Annotated in this window: 1 protein-coding gene; it reads right to left on the reverse strand. The window is 28.9% G+C overall.

Annotation, left to right across the window (positions count from 1 at the left end):
• Positions 1–345: 345 nt before the first annotated feature.
• Positions 346–1695, reverse strand: a complete 1350-nt coding sequence (locus KO494_RS02660; protein WP_215966049.1) for a HEPN domain-containing protein — start codon at positions 1693–1695, stop codon at positions 346–348.
• Between the last annotated feature and the right edge of the window lie 34 nt (positions 1696–1729).

The raw sequence follows: 1729 nt of genomic DNA on the forward strand, positions 1-1729 counted from the left end.
GAACTGAATTTCGTAAATAACTTATTATGTTCCTATTAATCTGAAAAGTTTTTTAGGGTTACTTGTTGCGTGAACAATTCAGTTCGAGAATTGAGTGATCAGAATATGTGATTATTTTATTGCGATTTGAGTAAGAAAAAAATCCGATGATTTATGTTTTAAAAAAAACAGTTTATTGAAAGTTACAATTTTCAAGCTATTTTTTATAACGTGTTTGTATATGGTTTGTTGCGTGGTTTAGCACGTAATTTAGCAAATAAAAACCGAATAGAAAATCCGCGAGGATTTTCGTAAGTAGGCTAGAACTAGCAATAAATTATATACGGTGTTAGGTGCTGTACTTTTTTATAAATTATATTTTAATCCCTTTTCAAAATACTCGTTTTCTATTCCAATCTCTTTGAGAATACAAGAAAATAATAAACCTCTATTCGTACGAGTTAATTCCGATAGTTTAGAGCCTTTTAAAGCGCGTTTTTCTAACTCTTTGGTATAATGAGTGTAATAATTCCTTGATGAAGTTGCTTTATGGCAATATTTATTTAAATCTATAATTTTTTCAATAATATACTCATTCTGATTAGCCGTAACTAATTCTTTTAATCTTGTAGCAAGACTTGGTTCATTACCAATTAGACGACTACTCAACCACTTTTCATCGTCTTCACTTAAATCAACTTGACTTTTTATGTCAGCAACAAGTTTATCAAATTTTTCAATTGGAATTCTTTCATTATTAAAATTCTGTCTATGGTAACTTTCCAATGCTCTTATGCTGTCCATAAATTTATCTGAAGAAAAGAGATATTTACTTTTAAAATGGTGTAGCATTAAAATAATTACAGGTTCCATTTTATGGTATAAATTAAACCAGTTTTGAATTATTTTTGGAAAATCAGGTTCAATTTCCGAATACCTTACTATATGCTGACCTTGATTCCTTAATTTATGTTTTTGGCTGTAGAAAGTAGTTCGATAAAAACACTTGACGAATTTTTCTTCTTTAAATCTTCCTTGTTCTGTTGTATAGTCTTGGTCTTTTAGAGTGATGTCGATAGGGTAACTTTGTTCAAAAGTAAGTAGAGTGATTAGTTGTACAAAAATAGTTACGTCTTCAATTATTTTTGACAAATTTACTTTATCAGAGTAGATTAGGTTAACATAGGCTTCTTCTCTAAAATTAACAGCATTGTAATCTGCATTTAGACTTAAAGGTGCATCAAAGCTAATATATCCTTTGCAATTTTCATTCAATTCAAATTCTATTCTTGGAACTTCCTCATAGTTTAATGAATGAGAATTACTATGATTTCTGAAATCGTGATTTTGTCCGGTTTTGGCTAACCATTGAAATAAATTAAAAGGTTTAAATATTACTTTTCTGAAATTTATTTCTGTTTCTTTTTTAAAGTGATGCCCTTTAATAATTTTAATTGGTTCATAGATTCCAATAGTAACTCCAGTATGTGTAGTGACTTTTTTTGTTCTATACCAATTATCAATTAAGGTTATATCTCCATTATCAGTTTTGCCTAATATTATTTCTTTACTAGATTGGTCAAGAAAGTTTGGATTAAATGTTCCAAACAATTCCAATTTGCCACCATATTTAGGGTCAAATGATAAAGTACCATTTATCCATTCCTCCTCATAAGGTAATTTCCATTGGCCTTTATATTCTATCTTCGATGTCATTCAGTATTGCACCTAACGGTCTTGTATATGGAAA

The organism is Lacinutrix sp. C3R15, from assembly GCF_018860825.1.
Taxonomy (GTDB): domain Bacteria; phylum Bacteroidota; class Bacteroidia; order Flavobacteriales; family Flavobacteriaceae; genus Oceanihabitans.

Coding starts and splice junctions, on each gene's coding strand:
- KO494_RS02660 (WP_215966049.1), bottom strand. CDS start 1,695: ATGACATCGAAGATAGAATATAAAGGCCAATGGAAATTACCTTATGAG.